We start from the raw sequence: 630 nt of genomic DNA, 5'->3' as shown, positions 1-630 counted from the left end.
GCGCGGGTGGCAGGTCCACGTACTCGGGCCGGTTCATCAGCTCCAGCACCGCCTGCCGCTCGGTGTCCGACAAGGCGTTGACCGGCGTGGGCCTCGGCGCCTTGGGTCTGGGCGGGGCCGGGTTCAGCCGCCGGTGATGGGTGGCCCGGGAGCGTCCGGTGATCCGGCACGCCGCCACGATGCCCAGGTACGGGGTCAGCTCCTCCACGGCCTCGTGGAGGAGCGGCTCCAGGGCGTCCTTCAGTCCGCGCTCTTGGAGAGTGCTTCCAAGAGCGCGTGTGTTTTTCCCAGCACCTCCAGCGCGGCATCCCGCTTCGCAACCTCCTTCTCCAGCCGCTCCACCTGACGCCGAAGCTTGTCGTTCTCGGCCTCGGCGGGGTGCTTCTTCGGGCGGGTGGGGCTGGTGCGGTGGTCGGTCAGCTTCTCCAGCGCGCCGGCGTCTCTGGCCTGGCGCCACTCGATGACGTGGGAGTGGTACAGCCTCTCCCGGCGCAGAATCGTGCCCTTGTCTCCGGCGGGGGCGGCGTCGTACTCGGCGACGATGCGCAACTTGTACTCGGCCGAGAAGCGGCGACGCTTCGGCCGCGGAGCGGGATCCTGCTCGGAAGAATTGGTACGGGACATGCGGAT

The 630-nt window shown here is 69.5% G+C and carries 2 pseudogenes; both read right to left on the bottom strand.

Annotation, left to right across the window (positions count from 1 at the left end):
* Positions 1 to 208: pseudogene (locus I3F54_RS31910) on the bottom strand (IS3 family transposase); the annotation flags it as partial.
* Between the two features lie 32 nt (positions 209 to 240).
* Positions 241 to 630: pseudogene (locus I3F54_RS31905) on the bottom strand (hypothetical protein); the annotation flags it as partial.

Source organism: Streptomyces sp. MUM 2J, from assembly GCF_022414535.1.
In the GTDB taxonomy this organism is placed as follows: domain Bacteria; phylum Actinomycetota; class Actinomycetes; order Streptomycetales; family Streptomycetaceae; genus Streptomyces.
Note: the sequence above shows the minus strand (reverse complement) of the source record. Positions and strands in the feature narration are given on the sequence as shown.